The sequence below is a fragment of the Ignavibacteriota bacterium genome, assembly GCA_016713565.1.
Classification (GTDB): Bacteria; Bacteroidota; Ignavibacteria; order Ignavibacteriales; family Melioribacteraceae.
In genome coordinates this window covers 486,676-505,976 of the sequence record JADJOX010000008.1, presented here as the reverse complement: position 1 = coordinate 505,976, position 19,301 = coordinate 486,676, and the positions used below count along the sequence as shown (strand labels likewise).

Genomic DNA, 19,301 nt, shown 5'->3' with positions numbered 1-19,301 from the left:
ATATTTAAGGAGATTATTATGGCTAAGAAAAAAATTGCATTAATTGGTGGAGGTCAAATTGGTGGAGTTTTGGCTCAGCTGATTGCTCAAAAAGAATTGGGAGATGTTGTTCTTTTTGATATAGTTGAAGATATGCCTCAAGGGAAAACGCTTGATATAGCTGAAGCTTCGCGTATTGACGGTTTCGATGTTAATTTGAAAGGCGCAAATCAATATAGTGAAATTGATAACGCGGATTTGGTTATTATTACTGCAGGTTTACCGCGTAAACCGGGAATGAGTCGTGATGATTTATTGGTAACAAATGCCAAAATTATGAAATCGGTTGCGGAAGGTGTTAAAGAATTTGCTCCAAATTCAATTGTTATAATTATTTCCAATCCTTTGGACGCAATGGTAACTCTTTTCCAAAAAGTTACAGGTTTTCCGCATAATAGAGTTATTGGTCAAGCAGGCGTCTTGGATTCCTCAAGATTTTCAACTTTTATAGCTTGGGAATTGGGCGTATCTGTTAAAGATATTAATGCAATGGTACTTGGCGGACATGGCGATACAATGGTTCCGCTTGTGCGTTATGCAAATGTTAACGGCGTTCCTGTTATGGAATTGCTTGAAAGAAAATATAACGATGCCGCTAAAGCAAAGGAAGTAATGACCGCTATGGTTGAAAGAACTAAAATGGCAGGCGGAGAAGTTGTAAAATTATTAAAAACGGGTTCGGCTTTTTATTCGCCGGCATCAGCCGCTATCTCAATGGCAGAATCGATATTAGGCGATCAAAAAAGAGTGCTCGCATCTTGCGTATATTTAAATGGCGAATATAACGTAAATGGATATTATGTAGGTGTTCCCGCTGTTCTTGGAGAAACCGGCTGTGAAAGAATTCTCGAAATTTCTCTAAACGACGAAGAGCAAGCATTATTTACAAATTCGGTTAACGCCGTATCAAGTTTAGTTGCAGATATGGAAAGATTAGGATTCTAATTTTCAAAATCATTCTAAAGCAAAACCCAACTTTTCGGTTGGGTTTTTTATTTACATTTTATTATCAGAAGTGATTGATCATCAATTTGATTTCCATATTCATTTACATTTTTTAGAAGAATTGAATAAAGCTCATCAGGTGATCTCGAAATATTTTTTTCAATAACGTTAATAAATTTCTCCAAACCATAACCGATTTTATTTACATTAAAGACTTCGGTCAATCCGTCGGAAAGTAAAATAAAAATATCTCCTGATTGATAATTGAATTTTTCACCGGTATAATTGAAATCGTGTTTCACCGAAATTGCGATTTGTTTATTCAGCAGTTTTCTCAATTCATTTTTTGAAGAATCAAAATATAAAATAGGTAAATGTCCCGCTACTGAATATTCCAAAATATTATTTTGTTTGAAGATTATTGCGGCAGCAGTTAAAAAAATGTTTTGTTTTTTCAGACTGTAAAGAGATTTGTTTGAATCATTGAATATGCCTTCCACCGTAAAATCTTTCATTAATATTGTATGAACCGAACTCTTGAACATTCCCATAAATAACCCGGATGAGATTCCATGACCGCTTACATCCGCAATATAGCAAAGGATTTCTTCATCTTTAAAACAAACATCCACTAAATCACCACCTACTTCATCTATAGGAATCGATTTACCGTAAATTAAAAATTTATTAGTCTGAATTTTAATTTCAGGAACCAAAGCTTTATGCATTTCTTTTGCTAAATCCATTTCGGCTCTTAGTTTTATTTGCGGAATTCCTTCGGTAGTGATAAAATTCATTAAAAATATATAAGCCAATATTATTGTAATAATAAGTGCAATTCCAAAAACAATATATTTTTCATGAGGTACGGTTTGTAAGGTTGAATTTTTTGTAAAATCAGATACATTAACGGAATATAAAATATGAATAAGTAAAGTTACGGGTATTAATTTTCTTTGCTTTATAAAGGAGTGGGCGAACATTGTTCCCAGAAATCCTGAAAACAGAACATTTAACGCAAGAAAACCATAGCTCTGTTTAAATCCTTGAAAAATATCTGAAGCAAAACCAATTTCAGAAAAAATTAAAAATATTGTTAGTAAAAGTTTATAATAAGATATTGATTTTAAATTTTTCCAAAATTCTTTTACATAATATTTTTTTTTCAGCATAGGAAGCCGACAATTATATTTTGGATTTTGGACGCCATGCAATTAAAAAAGTTTTGAATAAATTATAATATTTAATTTAAATTTTATTTTAGTAGTTTTAAAACAAATAACCCCTCGGTTGAGGGGTTATTTTTAACAAATATTTATCTGTTTCTAATTCTGATTTTCGTAAACGCTAACAAATTTTCTATCGTTTTTTCTAATTTCAAATTTAACAAAACCATCCATAAGAGAAAATAAAGTGTCGTCGCTTCCTTTTTTAACATTATTTCCCGGATGAAATTTTGTGCCTCTTTGTCTAACAATTATTGATCCAGCTGTAACTTTTTCACCGCCGAATCTCTTAACACCAAGATACTGCGGATTACTGTCTCTTCCGTTACGTGTAGAACCTTGACCTTTTTTATGAGCCATTATTAACTCTCCTTCTCTGCAGCTTTAGATTTTGAAGTAGAAATTCCAGTAATTTCAATTCTTGAAAGCTGTTGTCTATGACCATTTTTAATTCTGTATGATTTTCTTTTTGTTTTTTTGAACACGATCAATTTATCATCTTTTACATGTTCTAAAACTTTGGCTTTTACTTTAATGCCTTTAACGGAAGGATTACCAACTGTTGTTGTAGTTCCATCCGAGTAAATTAGAACATTATCAAAAGTAATTGATTTATTTATTTCAGAATCTAATTTTGGTACGTAGTATTTGTTTTTCTCTTCGACTTTAATTTGCTGTCCCAAAATATCAACAATTGCGTACATTTTTTCTCCATTAAATCTTAATTAGACTTGTAAAAGTACGTAAATGAATAAAATTTGTCAAATACTAAATTTATAATAATTTAACAAAATAATACTAATTGTCCTCTTCTTCATCTTCTTCTATTTCGGAATAAATATATTTTTCATATTTATGTTTAATCAGCTGGGCTTCAACTATAAAATAAACATCTTCCGCAATATTTGTTGAGTGATCGCCGGCTCGTTCAAAGTGTCTGCTTATTTCTAATAGACTTAAAGCTTCATCTATATTAGCGGAATTTTCTTTCATAATAGAAATAAGTATTTTCCTATTCTCGGCAAACAAATTATCAAGTATAACATCTGATTCAATTACTTTTTTAGCAAGTTCCGCATCGTTATTATTAAATGAGTCAATTGCGTCTTTTATCATTTTTTTTACAATTATGGTCATTTCATGATGTTTTGTTCGATTAAGAAAAAGAGGTTTTTTCTTTAGATTTTGGAAGCTTCTTGCGATATTTTTTGCCAAATCACCGAGTCGTTCTAAATTTGTATTTATGGTAAGGGCTGAAAGAACCAACCGTAAATCAATTGCTACCGGTTGACTTAGCGCAATAATTTTTTGACAAGTTTTTTCAATTTTTCGATCAAGTTTATTTATTTTATCTTCACGTTCTATAATTAAATTTGTAAGCTCGAGATTTTCTTCATTAATTGATCGAATAGCCAATTCCATTTGATCTTCTACTAAACTCGACATTTTTATTATTCGGGTTCTTAGTTTTCCCAAATGTATTTCAAATTGTCTTTCCATATTTCCCTCATTAAAAAAATTTTATCCAAATCTTCCGGTGATATAATCCTCGGTCTGTTTTTTATTTGGATTTGTAAAAATCTTAGATGTATTATCGAATTCAATAAGTTCGCCTAAATAGAAGAAAGCTGTTTTGTCGCTTACTCTTGCCGCTTGCTGCATATTATGCGTAACAATAACAATTGTGTAATTTTCTTTAAGTTCATGAATTAATTCTTCAATTTTTGCAGTTGATATTGGGTCCAACGCGCTTGCTGGTTCATCCATAAGAATTATATCCGGTTTTACGGCTAAAGCTCTAGCAATGCATAATCTCTGCTGCTGCCCGCCGGATAAACTTAACGCAGATTCATTTAATCTGTCTTTAACTTCATCCCAAATTGCGGATTGCCTTAAAGTGGTTTCAACAATTTCGTCCAATATTTTTTTATTCTTTATCCCATTAATCGATGGTCCGTAAATTATATTTTCATATATGGTTTTTGGAAATAAGTTTGATTTCTGAAAAACCATTCCAATACGTTTTCTTAAATTCACAACATCAATATCTTTTTCATAAATATCTATACCATCAACTAAAATTTTTCCGTTAATTTTAACATTTGGTATTAAATCATTCATTCTATTTATCACGCGTAAAAATGTTGATTTACCGCATCCTGAAGGACCAATAAAAGCCGTTACTTGTTTTTCAGGAATATTCACCGAAATTTCTTTAAGCGCAATTTTTTCACTGTAAAATAAACTCAATTTATCTGCGGATATTTTAATATTCTTCATTCAACATTTCTCAAAATTATATTTTACCAAGTTGTTTTCTATATCTATATCTCATTACGATTGCTGTAATATTCAGCAAAAATGTTATTCCTATTAAAACCAGAGTTGAAGCATACTGCAGAGGTAAAGTCTTTGTAGGATTTGCGGACTGCGTTGCCAAAATAAAAATATGGTAAGCCAAATACATAAATTGTTGAGCCGGATTAACCATTGTGATGCAATAATCGCCTATGCAAAGATCAACAACAGGTAAATTTGGCAGAAAAAATGCCGCGCCTAAAAATAAGATTGGAGCCGTTTCACCAACTCCTCTGCTTATAGCTAAAATAGTTCCTGTCATAATACCTGGTTTTGCCTGAGGAATAATAATTCTTTTAATTGTTTCCCATTTAGTCGCGCCTAAACCGTATGAAGCATCTCTATGACTTTTAGGCACGGAATTTAAGGCTTCTAATGTTGATACAATAACAATTGGCAATACTAAAACCGCTAATGTTGCTGATGCCCATAATAAACAAGGCTGACCCCACAATAAACCGGTTTCTAAAACTTCATCTAATCCTCTTCCTATAAACAAAACAAAAAATCCTAATCCGAATAAACCATATACTATTGAAGGAACACCGGCTAAATTATTAACTGCCGTTCTAATAATTCTTGTTAAGAATGTATCTTTAGCATATTCCGATAAATAAATTGCGGCAAATACACCAACCGGAACCGCGAATAGAACCATGAAAAGTGTTACTGCCAAAGTACCGAAAATTGCAGGAAATATTCCGCCTTCGGTCATATTGTTTCTGGGTTCATCTAAAATAAAATTGAGTGAAATTACAGAACTTCCTTCAATAATTATTTTCAATAGAATTAGAAACAAAACAAATACTAAAAAGAAAAAGATAAATTTTACGGCACTTATAAAAATTGTTCCGGTAAAATCTCTATGTTTTTTTGAAATTTCCAATTATAAACTCAAAATATATTTTTTTTGCGCATTTTATTAATAATAATTTCGGCAATTAAGTTTAAGAAAAACGTTATTGTGAAAAGTATTATTCCAATAAAAAATAAAGCATAATAGTGATCCGAACCTTGAGAGACTTCACCCATTTCGGCGGCGATAGTAGCGGTCATTGTACGTACACTTAAAAATAAATTTGTAGAAATATTTGCCGCGTTCCCCGACGCCATCAAAACAATCATCGTTTCTCCAATTGACCTGCCAAATCCTAAAATTATACTTGCTGAAACTCCGCTGAATCCTGCCGGAATAATTACCCTGCTTATAGTCTGCCATTTGGTAGCACCTAATCCGTACGAAGCCATCCTTAAATCATTCGGTATTGATCTTAACGCGTCTTCGGTCATTGATGCAATTATTGGAATTATAACGAATGATAATCCCAATGCCGCAATGAATGCGTTTAATCTGTTAACGGGATGAAACAAATCATTAAAAAAAGTAGCGCCCACAACCAATAATAAAAATCCAAGAACAACAGTTGGAATACTCGCAAAGAGTTCAATTAATGGTTTCAGGAACTCTCTTGCTTTGGGGTTTGCTATTTCTGAAAGGTAAACACCTGCCGCAACGCCAAGTATTGTTGAAAATATTGTTGCAGGAATTGCAGTTAACAATGTGCCCGCAATTAACGGAAGAAGTGAATAACGCGCAAAACTTGAGGTAGGATACCATTCGTAAACTGTTTCAATTATTCCTTTACCTTTGGGCTGATTGGAATAAATAAAATCCAAAATTCCAATATTGTTTAATGCTTGAATTCCTTCTTTAAATAAAAAAATAAAAATCAAAATTATAAACAATAACGCTACAGTACCGTTAACCGCAAAAAAATATTCAATTATCTTTTCTTTAATCCTAACTGATAATTTTATTTTTTTACTATATGGCGAAGGTTCCAATCTATTTTGATTAGAACCTTCTTCTTCAATATTTGACTCAACCTTAAGTAAATCTGACATTATAATTTTTAAGGATTATTGAGGTAACGGTATATATTCCATTTGCTTTACTAAATCTTGACCATCTTTTGATAAAATGAAATCAAGGAAATCTTGAACTTTTTTCTCGGGAGTACCATCAGTATAACAGTAAAGATAACGAGAAATTGAATAACTTCCATCCCAAATTACAGAATAATTTACCTTACCGTCTTGTGCTGGCGCTATTGCCGGAGAGTCTAAGTCCGATTTAATTTTTAATATTTTCACATCTTTTCTTTCGGCAAAGTAACCAACGCCACCATAACCAACTCCTTTACGGTCTCTCGCTACCGCCTCTCCTAATGCCGCTGTTCCTTGAAGGACTTGAGTTGAATTTGCGTAATCTCTTACATTTCCATGTTCATCTTTTCCTAAAACGTGATCTTTAAAAAATTCATAAGTTCCGCTGCTGTTTTCTCTTCCATATAGAACTATTGGTAAATCTTCACCGCCAAGTTGTTTCCAGTTTGTTAAAGTTCCTGTAAAAATATTTCTGAGCTGCTCAATTGTTAATTCATCCAATTTATTTTCAGGATTAACAATAACTGCAATACCATCTAAAGCAACTTTAATTTCTTTTGGAGTTATACCTTTGCTTTTTGCGTCTTCATATTCTTTATCTTTAAATTCTCTGCTTGCGTTTGCCAAATCAACAGTTTTATTAATTAAAGCGGCAATTCCAGTTCCTGAACCTCCTCCGGTAACTTGAATTGAAACATTTGGATTATTTTTCATATAAGTTTCAGCCCATTTCTGCGATAAGTTTACCATTGTGTCAGATCCCTTAACAGATATTACGGTTTTTTCAACTTGTTCTTTTTTCTTACAACCTGTAATTAAAACAACTCCAAGAACAATAATCGAGACTATAATTGATAATTTGCTTTTTATTTTCATTTTAACCTCTTGTGTAAATTTTTGTTAAATTATACTTTAACTTTATTCAGACAATAAAATTACTTTTAATCTGAATGACTGATGTTAAGTTTATGTTAAGAAATTGTTAAGTTTTAAAAATAAAGGACGTTCTGCAAGAACGTCCTTTTTGTCGAAGGAACCACTTGAGAGAAGGTTACTTTAATAATGTCATTTTTTTAACAATTGAGGTTGTTCCAGCATCCAACTTATAAATATAAATACCGCTTGAAATATCTTTTGCATCCCAAATTACATCATAATTTCCCGCACTTTTTGTCGCGTTAATTAAAGTCACGACTTCTTGACCGATTATATTATAAACCGACAGTTTAACATTACCGGATTTAGGTAAACTAAATGAAATTTTTGTAGTTGGATTAAATGGATTTGGATAGTTTTGTGATAATGAAAATTCTTGAGGTAAATTATTAACTTCCTCTTCTTCTTTTACGCCAACCGCAAAATCAAAGCTCGACCATCCTGCAGTCCAATTATTATTACCAAAGGCACCTACAAATGTAGCGGTTGCATCAAAGAAACCATCTGCGGGAGGTGTTCCTCCGCCTGTTAATAATGGTGATCCCGATTTCGGCATCGCATTTGGATTTTCTATATTATAAGCATCAGCTAACATTAAATCTGAATTGTTTGTATATGTTCTTCCTCCGTTATTCGTAAACCATGTCGGCATTTCTGTCTGGAAAACTGAATCTGTCGATTGAAATATATTTCCGCTTATTCCTGATATTACACTATTCTTTAAGTACATTGATCCGCTTTGTGCGTCTGATACTGTGTTGATTCCGTCTATCAATATTCCTGTCGGATATCCCATTATTACCGCATTGTTTATCTTGTTTTGTGATGATCTTCTTAAATGCATGCCTCTTTTGAATAATGAGTTTATTGTTGAGCTTGTTGTTTCTGCCGGTCCAACTAAGGTTACATTCCACCATGTTGGTGATGTTCTTGGTTCATTGGTTGATCCGCTTCCGTCATTATCTGATTCAAATCCGTTTGATCCGCTTTGATCAGCTATTTCAGGGTCTCTTACACCTAACAAAAATTGCAGCTTTCCTGAGAATCCGAAATCTGTGTCAAAATCATCATCCCACCCTCTGTAGGCTATCAAGTGTTTACAATTTACTGTTCCGCCAAACCATTCGTATGAATCGTCTCCGCTGTAGCTTACTTGTATATAATCGATTGTTGTGCCGCTGCCTACGCCGCCAAATGTCAATCCATTTATTTCATTATTAGGGGAAAATGCAATTCCCGGATATTCTATTCTTACATACTTCATTACTCCGCTGTTATCTGCCGCGTCTGTTCCTCCGTATGTATCTCCTGGTCCCTCGATTGATGCCGTTCCGCCTGCAACGTTAATTGGCGCTTTTCCTAATAATATTATTCCGCCCCAATCTCCGTATGTCGGTTCTTGGCTTGATCCTTCTTTTGTAAATTCACTTGTAAATACTATTGGACTTTCAGCTGTTCCTTCTGCCATTATTTTTCCGCCAGGTTGAACAATTAACGAGCCTTGTGAATTATATTCACCGTAAATTGTTGTTCCCGGTTCTATTGTTAATGTTGCGCCTTCTTTTACACGAACAAAACCGCTTAAAAGGTATGAATTATCAGAAGTTAATGTTAAATCGCTTGCAATATCTCCACTGATAATTTGCTGTGCAAAATTTAAGTTTGAAAAAAGAATTACAGCTTGAATTAAAATGAGTATTTTTCTCATTATTTATTCTCCATTTTTGTTACTAAAAATTATATCCGAAGCTTAATGATATCCCTCTTCCCATTATTATTTTTTCAGCAATTTTATCACCTTCGGTTGTTCTTTGCATAAAAACATGATTTTGGGAGAGTATATCTTTAGCCGTTAGTTTTAATGATAAGTTTTCTAATATGTTTTTAGAAATTGAAAAATCAACTTGGTCTCTAGGCAATTCTATAATATCACCTAAATTAGCAAAGCCAACTTTTGAAATTTTTTCACCGACCTTATTGTAAATTAATGAAGCGCTATATCCGTTTTTAAAATCATCATAGTACAAACCTAAGTTAAGAATAAAATCAGCTTGTCCTTGCAGCGGACGCTCACTTACTTGAAACCCATTTGCCTCTATTTCAATTTTTGATTTAATAAAACTTAAATTTCCAACAAATGAAAAGTCGTTAAACAGTTCGCCAATAAAATCGATATTTTTTCTTAATTCAAATTCAACCCCGTAATTCTTTGCTCTTTTTGCGTTTGAATAAGATCTCGTAGGCTCAAAACCGGAAGTAGCAATTAAAATTTGTTCAATAGGATCTTTAAAATCTTTGTAGAATATACCTAAAGCGAATAATTCTCGAGGTCCGGGAAACAGTTCAAATCTAAAATCATAATTATCAATCAAACTTCTTTTTAGTTCTGTATTACCTTGAACTAACTCTGCAGAAATAAAATCATAATAACTAAAAGGAGCCAGTTCTCTGAATTCCGGTCTGGCTAATGTTTTACTGTAGCCAAGTCTGAAATTCATAGTTTCGGTAAGAGGATAATTCAAATTTATGCTTGGTAATACATCATTATATGCATGATTTATTTTAACCAACTCTCCTGTTTGTGTTTCTGAATTCAATTTTTGAATTGAATTTTCATTTCGAAAACCGGCAACAAATTTTATAGAAAATAAATCAAAATTCGTCATCAAATAAAACGCGTAAACATCCTGATTTGATTTATAACTGTCGGATGGTTTAGTAATTTCAGATACTTCAATAAATTTATTACCGAAATTTTCCTGAGCGAAAATATTATTAACTCCGGATTGAATTACACTGTCTTCGTATGCAAAATTTCCGCCCGCAAGATTTTTGAAACCGAAAGTTCTAGCGTCGAAAATTCTATCTTTATAATCGTAATGATATCCTAACTTGAATTTAGGAAGGTTTGGGTTTTCGAATATATTTAAATTCAAATCGCTTCCGAATCCTAAATTTTCATCATTAAGATTACCGAAAAAACGTGTCGCCAGTGATTGGTCCAATTGAAATCTCAAAGGTTCCGACACATCATCGTAGCTTCTCAAATAAACATATCTTCTCGCATCGGGTTCATCTCTTTCCGATGAGGCATAATTTGCATTCCAGTTGAAGTCAATTCCGTTAAAAAGATCAAAGTGATGTTCGCCGATTACCTGAGATGAATACAGTGAACGTGAAACATACCGTAATGAACTTATTTGTCTGTAATCTGGATTATATAAATAATCTCCTTCATAAAATGTTGTTTCATCATCGGCATTTCGATTGAGAACATTTTTAAAACTAATTTTATGTTTTTGCGCAAATTTATAACTGATATTTAACAGTGCGCCAAGCGAAACTGAATGTGAATAATTAAAACCATCGTATAGATATCTAGGACCTTCAAACGTATAATTATTTTTTTCTATCTGTTGTGTGTTATATGAATTTGAATAATTTACCGAAGCAATGTAACCTAAAACATCATTTGCCGACAAATTAAACCTTTGTCCCAAATTTATTTTGAGATTACCGTTCAATGGCGTATTTGAATAGTTTGTCTGCCAATCGTTTTTAAATGACTGACCAATATTTATTAATTCATCCGCACTGTAATTTGAACGACCAACTTTTGTGTTGGTTATATATGACGGCAATGATCTTGTTCCGTCATCATAGCCCAGCCAATCTTTACTTCCACCGTTATATGATGAAAAATTTTTAAAATTTGTTACCGAATTGTAGCTTGTACCTAAATCAATATTTAAAATAAACTTTTCAGGAAACTCAACTGTATTTATTTCAACAAGTCCGCCGGAAAAATCCGCGGGTTTATCGGGCGTAAATGTTTTTGAGGTTAATATATTTTCAACTAAACTTGCGGGAAATAAATCATAAGAAAAACTTTTTTTTTCCGGATCCGTACTTGGCAAACTTGCGCCGTTTAGAAGAGTATTGTTGTATCTGTCTCCAACGCCTCTTACATAAGCGTATTTGCCTTCAGAAATTGTAACTCCTGTCATTCTTTTCAGAATATCTGTGCCATCCGAACTGTTGTTTTTACTTATTAACTCCGCGCTTAATCCGTCTACAATATTTAATGATTGTTTCTGAATATTAAGTAAAGCGCCTTCGGATGATTTAATTGCATCCGCAGTAACCAAAACTTCTTCTGTTTGAATTAAGTCGGAACTTAACGCAATATCTAATTTTACAGTTTCACCGGACTTGACAATAATATCGTTTACAATTATGCTTTGAAACGAAATAAATGAATATCTTATTTGATATTTTCCCGGAGCTAAGTTTTTAATTTCATAATGTCCGTCTATATCGGTAGATGATCCTTGCATTGTGCCAACAACCAGAACATTTGCGCCAATTAGAACTTCATTATTACCTTTATCTGTAACTTTGCCCGAAATGCTTCCGTTCTGTGCAAGTAAAGCTGAACTATATAAAAGAAAATTTAAAAATATTATAAGATTTTTTTTCATTAATAAGTTTTTACAAATAATTAAATTGAACAATTTGTTCATTTCTCTCCTCAAATTTTTAGATAAGATTTCTTCGACGTTGGAAACTTAGGCAGTTAACATTAAGAAATTGTTAAGCGTATATTAATGAATCGTTAAGATTGATTTGATTCGTGCTTAAGTAGATTTTTGAAATGATAATTAAGCAAATTGAAATGTTTGCAATTATTAGTAAACTATTTATTCAGCCAAATTGAAATATAGCCCGATTTTTCAACGACCTTTTGTCCATCCGGACTAACAACCCAATTAATAAAATCATTAACAATTCCTCTAGGTGTATCGAGGGTATAAAAACTAAGATATCTGCTGATCGGATATAAATTTTTTATTACATTTTCTTCAGTAGAAGAAATTCCATTTATTTTTGCATGAATAACACCTTCTTTATAACCAATTCCGCCATAACCAATTGCGTTTTCATGTTGTAACACTTCATTTATAATTTCATTCGTTGTTGATTTTACAACGGCATTTTCGCAATATTCTTCACCATCCAAAATGTGTTCCTTAAAATAGAAATGAGTCCCGCTATTAGGTGGTCTTATTATTGGAAGAATTTTTTGATCACTGCCATTAATTTCAGACCAATTACTAATTCCGCACGTAAATATTTTTCTCAATTGTTCCAAAGTTAAGTTATCAATTTGATTCTTTGGATTTAAGTAAATACTTAATGCGTCTTTTGCAATTAATGTCTGCATTCCAATTATTGAATATTTGTCGGCGATCATTTTAACTTCTGCGGGTTTTAAAGGGCGAGAAGCAGTACAGATATCAGTTTCTCCATTTGAAAGAGATTTTACACCTAATTCGGTTCCTCCACCTTCTACATATATCGAAACGAAAGGATGAGTTTTCATGTATTCATCAGAAAGATTTTTTGTCAGCAGAAACATTGTGTCGGAGCCTTTAATAAAAATAATATTTTCCTTTGCCGAATTATAGCTGCATGCAAAAGCTGCAATGATAATTAAAATAAATAAGATAAAATTACGGATCATAATAATTTACCTTTGCTCTGCGATTGTTTTCAATCTAATATTTTTAAAAGGAGAATTTTCATTCCATTCGGGAATTTCATCAGCGTTTGCAATTTTAAGAATAAAATTTTCCAATATTCCGATAAACTGTGAAGCCGCATTAAAATTAATCTTTTGCGAAAGGTCATCAAACGGCGTATGATAAACATTCTTGGCGAAATTTATTAAAATTTCATTTCCTTCAGACTTACTTAAATTTTCATAATCATTTCCTTCCATAAGCATTATTGAAGGAATACCGGCTTGGGCAAAAGCAATTTGATCAGATAGATAAAACGATTCATGCTGTTCAAACTGCGGAGGAATATTTGTAAGTGTAAGGTTGAGATCATTTGCGGTTTTTTGCAGAAATTTTTGCAAAGTGGAAAATTCATTACCTATTCCAATTATACTTTTTATTTTGTCAAACATTGAAATTCCATCAATATTTACATTTGCAATTGTTTTAAAAAGCGGCACAATCGGATGATCAGTATAATAAGAAGAGCCTAATAACTGTTTTTCCTCACCGGTTAAAAATAAAAATATAATTGATCTTTTTGGTTTGCACTTCATTTGCGATATTGAACGCGCTATTTCTAAAACCGCGGCAACGCCAACTGCATTATCGGCAACACCATTGTAAATTGAATCGCCGTTTATTTCAGGACTAATACCCAGATGGTCATAGTGAGCTGAAATAATTAAGTATTGATTTTTTAGAATATCGTCGGAACCTTCTAACATTGCCGCAACGTTGTAAGAAATAAAATCTCTTTCCAAAAAATTTCCGGAGAAGGACAATTTAACATTTAAAGGGAAACTTTTAATTTTATTTTGTTTGCACATTTCGAAAACATCGTTTAAAGAATATTGACAGTTTTCAAAAAGTGCGCTTGCTGAATTATTTTTAAACAATAAATTCAAATTACTTGAAACTGAATATGCCAGCGACATATCTTCAATTTCAAATTTACGCTGATAATTATTCCAATTATAAATTCGATCATCGGATGAATTTGGAATTATAATACTGCCGCTTGCACCTCTTGAAATGGCAATTCGCTGCTTAGCTTCAGCATAACTGTATAACGTTGGGAACTCTCCATTAAAATAATTTTCTACATTAGAATATGGTTCATCTGAAAGCATTACAACAATTTTTCCTTCTACATCAATATTCTGATAATCATTGTAATCAAATTCCGGCGCGGTTATTCCATAACCTACAAAAACCATTGGCAATGGTGAAGGAATAATTGTTTGTTCACCGGATTTATAAATAAAATAGTCTTTACCAAAAATAAAATTTCTTTTGGTTGTATCATTAAACAACGTAAGCTTCGAGCTTTTTAATGGAGTGCTTTGATGAATAGGCAAATTTTGATAATAGCCGTTTGCGGTTGCAGGTTTTAAATTTAATTCAGCTAATTGATTGGCAATAAACTCGGCAGCTAATACAGCGCCTTTGGTTCCTGTTTCTCTTCCTTCTAAAGAATCGCTTCCTAGAAATTCAATATTGCTTTTAAATTTTTCAATATTTACCAATAACTTTTCAGTAAAAGTTTGCGCGCTTATTTTATACAAAAGAAATGCAAAAAATATTAATAACTTTATTTTCATTTGTTTTTTTAATTTACAAATGAATAAATAACTATTCCCTCTTCAATTTAAAAGAAAATTCTGAGCCTACGTTTAATTCGCTCTGAACTTCAATAGCTGAGTTATGCGCTTCCAAAATATGTTTTACAATTGATAGACCCAAACCTGTACCGGGTATTGAACTTTCTCTATCCCTTTCGGTACGGTAAAATCTTTCAAAAATTCTGTCAATATCCTTTTCGGCAATTCCAATGCCTGTATCTTTTATCTTTATCAAAACGGATTTTTTATTCGCGATTACAATTATTTCAACTTTACCTTTTTGAGTATATTTTAAAGCGTTGCTTAACAAATTATTCATTACTTGTTTTAATTTATCTTTATCGCCATACACTTCAACATTTTTATCAAAATCAAATAATACAAGTTCTACATTTTCATTTGTTATTGTAGGTTTAATTTGCTTTACAATTTCATCAAAAAAATTAAACAAATTAAAATATCTATAACTCAATTGCATTAGACCGGATTCAATCATAGAAATGTCAATTAGATCATTTAACAGGACGTTTAGATTGTCTGAATGATATAGGGCTTTTTCAATGAATTTTTTGTTTACTTTAGGATCATTAATTGCACCATTTAATAGTGTTTCCAGATAACCTTGAATTGTAAAAATCGGTGTTCTTAATTCGTGTGAAACATAACCCAAGAATTCACTTCTGGCATTTGCTAATTTACTCATACTTGCAATGTCTTTTTGTGTTCTTAACAACATTGCCTTTATATTATCTTCCAAATCTTTTAAAGTGCCGCTTAACTTTATTTCGCTTTCATTAAGAATTTTATTTTTACGAATTGCCTTAATTACGGAATTTATTTCCTCAATTTCTTTCCTTCTTTTATTCCCTATTGAAAAAAGAATTATTAAATCAAAAATTAAAATTGTGATGATTGTAATAAATAATTGTGAGTGCGAAATATCAAAAAGTAAAATAATTAATATGCCGAATAACAAGCTTAATAAAAGAATTTCTTTAATATAAATTAATGAAGATTTGAGAATAGAAATAACGAGATTAAAATTCCTTGAAGCGATATCCAACACCTTTAATTGTTTCAATAATATCAGCATCTTTACCCAATTTTTCTCTAATTTTTCTGATATGAACATCAACCGTTCTTTCAATTACATAAATATCTTCACCCCAAACATCATTAAGAATTCTATCGCGCGGAAAAACTTTACCGGGCTTTTTTGCTAAATAATATAAAATCGCAAATTCTTTTTTGGGAAGTACAATAGTGTTTCCATGAATTTTTACTTCAAACTTATCTTTGTTTATTTCCAATGGGCCAATATTTATAACTGAAGAATTAAGTATTTGTTTTTCTTCGGTTTGTGATTTTTTCTTAACTTTTGATTTAACCCGAGCTACAAGCATTTTAGGTGAAATTGGTTTTTTAATATAATCGTCCGCACCAAGATCAAAGCCTTTCAACTCATCAAATTCACTTGTTTTTGCTGTTAGAAAAATAATTGGCACATCATTATATTGTTCGTTTAGTCTAATATTCTTACAAACTTCATATCCATTCATCTTGGGCATCATTACATCTAATACTACAATATCAGGTTTTTCTTGCATTTTTTCTAAAGCAGATTCACCATCATATGCAGTTAATACTTCAAATCCTTCAGACTCTAAGTTATATTGCAGAAATTCAACTATATCTTTTTCATCGTCAACTAATAAGACTTTTGCCATAATTTTATATTTCTATTTCAGATTGTGAATTTGCAGATTTATAAATACATTCAATTAATTTCATTCTAGAAATCGCTTCACTGCTTGAAGATATTAATGGAACAGAATCGTTTATTGCACCTACAAAATGCTTAAGTTCATTTTCGTAAGATTTCTTAAATAAATCTTTTGTCTGTGGTGATGAATTAGACGTAAAATCAACTCTATTAGAACCCATTTTTTTATAAGCTCTAAGCGGATTTAAATGACCGGTTCCTTTTGTTCCGTAAGCCGTTAATTTAAAACTTTCAACTTCATCATGAAAAGACCAGCTTGCTTCATAATTCACTACCGCAGAATTATTCATTCGTATAAAGCCAACCGCAGAGTCTTCAATATTTTGTATGGCGTGATAAAAATGCTGCGCGGAAACATTTTTTATTTTAGGATAATCCAATAGCCAAAGCGCCGTATCGATTACAACTACACCTAAATCGAACATCACTCCGCCGCCGGCAAGATTTTTTTTATTGAACCATTTTTCCTGACTACTTTGTTTACGCGACCAGCCGCTTTTTATATAAAATAAATCTCCTAATTCACCGCTATTTATTAAACTCTTAAGAAGCATTGTATCCGGTCGAAATCTGAAATTCATTCCAACCATTGCGTGACATTTATTTTTCTTTGCCTCTGAATCAATTTCTTGAGCTTCGGCTAAATTTAAGCCAATCGGTTTTTCAATTAAGACATGCTTACGTTTTGATAAACATTCAATCGCAATGCTTTTGTGCGTATTTGTAGGTGTAGAAATTACAACCGCATCAATTTCAACAGTTTCCAACATTTTTGTAAAATCTGTAAATCTGTTTTTTATATTGAATTTATCGGAAACGGAATTTAATCTTGTTTTATTGATATCCGAAACGGCAACCAATTCAACTAAATTAAGTTTTGCCAGAATTGGAACATGAACTAATTGTCCAACCGTACCTAAACCGATTACAGCAATTTTTGTTTTCTGATTCAACTAACTACCTCTTTACTTATTTTAGATTCCAAAAAATTTTGTACTATTTCAGAAATTCCATCAGGATCGATTCCGATAATTTTATGTAACTCTTGCTGTGTACCGTGATCAATAAATTTATCGGGAATACCAATTAGTTTAACATCATTTTTATAATTCATTTGATTAAAATATTCAAGAACTGCACTTCCAAAGCCACCGACAATTGAATTTTCTTCAAGCGTTACAATTTTCTTAAATTTTTGAGTTACTTCGTTAAGTAACTCAGTATCTAAAGGTTTAATAAATCTCATGTTAAATAACGCGGCAGAAATATTTTTTCCCTTTAATTGCTGAACAACTTTTTCAGCATAATTTACCATTGATCCTACAGCCAAAATCGCAATGTCATTTCCATCATTTATAATTTCTGCCTTGCCGATTTTTAATTCATCAAAACCTGGCTTAACTTCAACTCCCAACGCGCTTCCTCTCGGATATCGAATTGCTATTGGTCCAATTTTATTTTGTACGGCAGTATACAGCATATTTCGTAATTCTGCTTCGTCTTTAGGAGCCATTATAACGATACCGGGAATATATCTTAAAAAAGATAAATCAAATGTACCGTGATGAGTAGGACCATCAGCTCCGACTAATCCTGCTCTATCCAAAACAAAAACAACGTGAAGTTTTTGCAAAGCAACATCATGAATTAATTGGTCAATTGCCCGCTGAATAAATGTGGAGTATATGGCAACAACAGGAATTATACCTTGAGTAGCTAAACCTGCGGCAAAAGTAACTCCATGTTCTTCGGCAATACCCACATCAAAATATCTATTTGGAAATTCTTTTTCAACATATGAAAGTCCGGTTCCATCGGGCATAGCCGCAGTTATTCCCACAACTTTTTCATTTTGTTTCATTATTTCTACGAGTGCTTTTCCGAAAATGGAAGTATAAGACGGCGCGGCATTGGACTTTTTAATTATTTCGCCCGTAATTTTATCAAAAGGTGTAACACCATGAAACTCGGATTTACTTCCTTCAGCAGGTTTATATCCTTTACCTTTTTCACTAATAACATGGACCAAAATTGGACCGGAAAGTGATTTTACTTGTTCAAACAATTTCACCAATTTAGAAATATTATGACCATTCGCGGGACCAAAATATCTAAATCCCAGTGCCTCAAAAAGCATTCCCGGAGTAACAATCGCTTTTATTCCGGCTTCAACTCTTCCCGCAACTGTTCTTAATCTATCACCAAACTGATCAAGTTTCCCGGTTAAATCCCAAATGGCACCTTTAAATTTATTGTATTCCGGGTGTGATATTACTTCATTAAAATAATTGGAAATTTGCCAAACATTTGGAGCAATTGACATATTATTATCATTCAGCACAACAATAAGATTTTGTTTTAAAAATCCGGCATTATTCATTGCTTCATAAGCCATTCCGCCTGTCATTGCGCCATCACCTATTATAGCGATAACTTTTTTATAATCTTCACCTTTTATTTTATTTGCGGCCGCAATACCCAAAGCTGCGGATATAGATGTTGAAGCGTGTCCTGCTCCAAATTCATCATATTCACTTTCTGTTCTTTTTAAAAATCCGCTTATTCCATTTAGTTTTCTTATTGTTTTTAATTTATCTCTTCTACCCGTAATAATTTTATGCGGATAAGCTTGATGGCCTGTATCCCAAACTAATTTATCAACTGGTGTATCAAAAACTTTATGAAGCGCCACTGTTAATTCAACTGTTCCCAAACCTCCGCCGAAATGTCCTCCAATTTGAGAAATTACGTCAACCATGTAATTTCTTATTTCGCTGCATAATGTTTTAAGTTCAACTACGTTAAAATTTCTTATATCTTTCGGCGAGTTTACTTTAAATAATATTTTGTATTGTGATTCGTCTACCAATTACTTATACTC

The 19,301-nt window shown here is 32.2% G+C and carries 17 protein-coding genes; 1 reads left to right on the top strand and 16 read right to left on the bottom strand.

Annotation, left to right across the window (positions count from 1 at the left end):
* Nucleotides 1-18 precede the first annotated feature (18 nt).
* The gene (gene mdh / locus IPK06_16900; GenBank protein ID MBK7981648.1) at nt 19-984 is read left to right on the top strand and encodes a malate dehydrogenase; all 966 of its coding nucleotides are present in this window, start codon (nt 19-21) and stop codon (nt 982-984) included.
* A 47-nt stretch (nt 985-1,031) separates the two neighbouring features.
* Here mdh and IPK06_16895 read toward each other — a convergent pair whose 3' ends face one another.
* The 16 genes from IPK06_16895 to IPK06_16820 form a co-directional block, all read right to left on the bottom strand.
* Nucleotides 1,032-2,156 carry a serine/threonine-protein phosphatase gene (locus tag IPK06_16895; GenBank protein ID MBK7981647.1) on the bottom strand — a complete coding sequence of 375 codons (1,125 nt, stop codon included), beginning with the start codon at nt 2,154-2,156 and terminating at the stop codon, nt 1,032-1,034.
* 153 nt (nt 2,157-2,309) lie between these two features.
* Nucleotides 2,310-2,570, bottom strand: a complete 261-nt coding sequence (gene rpmA, locus IPK06_16890; GenBank protein MBK7981646.1) for a 50S ribosomal protein L27 — start codon at nt 2,568-2,570, stop codon at nt 2,310-2,312.
* Between the two features lie 2 nt (nt 2,571-2,572).
* Entirely contained in the window at nt 2,573-2,914 is a 342-nt protein-coding gene (gene rplU / locus IPK06_16885) for a 50S ribosomal protein L21 (protein MBK7981645.1), read from the bottom strand.
* Between the two features lie 94 nt (nt 2,915-3,008).
* Complete coding sequence (phoU, locus tag IPK06_16880; GenBank protein MBK7981644.1) at nt 3,009-3,710, bottom strand: phosphate signaling complex protein PhoU; 702 nt, start codon at nt 3,708-3,710, stop codon at nt 3,009-3,011.
* A 21-nt stretch (nt 3,711-3,731) separates the two neighbouring features.
* Nucleotides 3,732-4,490: a phosphate ABC transporter ATP-binding protein gene (locus tag IPK06_16875; protein MBK7981643.1), complete on the bottom strand. Its 759-nt coding sequence runs from the start codon at nt 4,488-4,490 to the stop codon at nt 3,732-3,734.
* A 16-nt stretch (nt 4,491-4,506) separates the two neighbouring features.
* Nucleotides 4,507-5,415 (bottom strand): phosphate ABC transporter permease PstA, encoded by a 909-nt coding sequence (gene pstA / locus IPK06_16870; protein MBK7981642.1) that lies wholly within the window; start codon nt 5,413-5,415, stop codon nt 4,507-4,509.
* Between the two features lie 47 nt (nt 5,416-5,462).
* The gene (gene pstC, locus IPK06_16865) at nt 5,463-6,473 is read right to left on the bottom strand and encodes a phosphate ABC transporter permease subunit PstC (protein MBK7981641.1); all 1,011 of its coding nucleotides are present in this window, start codon (nt 6,471-6,473) and stop codon (nt 5,463-5,465) included.
* Between the two features lie 15 nt (nt 6,474-6,488).
* Complete coding sequence (locus IPK06_16860) at nt 6,489-7,391, bottom strand: phosphate ABC transporter substrate-binding protein (protein ID MBK7981640.1); 903 nt, start codon at nt 7,389-7,391, stop codon at nt 6,489-6,491.
* Between the two features lie 175 nt (nt 7,392-7,566).
* A complete protein-coding gene (locus IPK06_16855; protein ID MBK7981639.1) occupies nt 7,567-9,162 on the bottom strand; it encodes a T9SS type A sorting domain-containing protein in 1,596 nt (531 codons plus the stop codon).
* Between the two features lie 19 nt (nt 9,163-9,181).
* Nucleotides 9,182-11,932 carry a TonB-dependent receptor gene (locus IPK06_16850; GenBank protein ID MBK7981638.1) on the bottom strand — a complete coding sequence of 917 codons (2,751 nt, stop codon included), beginning with the start codon at nt 11,930-11,932 and terminating at the stop codon, nt 9,182-9,184.
* 215 nt (nt 11,933-12,147) lie between these two features.
* A complete protein-coding gene (locus IPK06_16845) occupies nt 12,148-12,975 on the bottom strand; it encodes a PstS family phosphate ABC transporter substrate-binding protein (GenBank protein ID MBK7981637.1) in 828 nt (275 codons plus the stop codon).
* Between the two features lie 6 nt (nt 12,976-12,981).
* Complete coding sequence (locus IPK06_16840) at nt 12,982-14,616, bottom strand: M20/M25/M40 family metallo-hydrolase (protein ID MBK7981636.1); 1,635 nt, start codon at nt 14,614-14,616, stop codon at nt 12,982-12,984.
* Between the two features lie 31 nt (nt 14,617-14,647).
* Nucleotides 14,648-15,730 (bottom strand): two-component sensor histidine kinase, encoded by a 1,083-nt coding sequence (locus IPK06_16835; GenBank protein MBK7981635.1) that lies wholly within the window; start codon nt 15,728-15,730, stop codon nt 14,648-14,650.
* Complete coding sequence (locus tag IPK06_16830) at nt 15,675-16,364, bottom strand: response regulator transcription factor (GenBank protein ID MBK7981634.1); 690 nt, start codon at nt 16,362-16,364, stop codon at nt 15,675-15,677. The genes IPK06_16835 and IPK06_16830 overlap by 56 nt, the downstream gene beginning before the upstream one ends.
* A 4-nt stretch (nt 16,365-16,368) precedes the next feature.
* Nucleotides 16,369-17,373 carry a Gfo/Idh/MocA family oxidoreductase gene (locus IPK06_16825; protein MBK7981633.1) on the bottom strand — a complete coding sequence of 335 codons (1,005 nt, stop codon included), beginning with the start codon at nt 17,371-17,373 and terminating at the stop codon, nt 16,369-16,371.
* Nucleotides 17,370-19,289 carry a 1-deoxy-D-xylulose-5-phosphate synthase gene (locus IPK06_16820; protein MBK7981632.1) on the bottom strand — a complete coding sequence of 640 codons (1,920 nt, stop codon included), beginning with the start codon at nt 19,287-19,289 and terminating at the stop codon, nt 17,370-17,372. Before IPK06_16820 ends, IPK06_16825 begins: the two co-directional genes overlap by 4 nt.
* Between the last annotated feature and the right edge of the window lie 12 nt (nt 19,290-19,301).